This is a genomic window from Flavobacterium solisilvae, from assembly GCF_012911605.1.
Lineage (GTDB): Bacteria > Bacteroidota > Bacteroidia > Flavobacteriales > Flavobacteriaceae > Flavobacterium > Flavobacterium solisilvae.
The window spans coordinates 1-267 of sequence record NZ_JAAMPT010000078.1 but is presented as its reverse complement, the minus strand read 5'-3'; the positions used below and the strand labels follow the sequence as shown (position 1 = coordinate 267).

The window sequence follows — 267 nt, the reverse complement described above, 5'->3', positions numbered from 1 at the left end:
CATCATCTAGACTGTAATGGTAAATTCCATAACCGTCGTTAGTTACCGTGATGATTTGCTGCTCGCTAAAGGCATTGGTTACTGTATAAGTCACGTTTGATGCCAATCCGGAACGGATTACGGTAAAGCGTGTTCTATCTGGCGTAGTATCGGATGCACATTGTAATGCGCTGTTGCTAATGGCTATCACGCTAAAGACTACTTGGGCTTGGGTTACTTCGGTTACCGTTAAGGTTGATCCGGTTTCGCCTGCTATCAAGTTGCCGT

The 267-nt window shown here is 45.3% G+C and carries 1 protein-coding gene; it reads right to left on the bottom strand.

Going from position 1 to position 267, the window contains the following annotated elements; genetic code table 11:
* A partial coding sequence (locus G6042_RS00370) for a hypothetical protein (RefSeq protein WP_169522324.1) occupies positions 1-267 on the bottom strand: 267 nt, incomplete at both ends.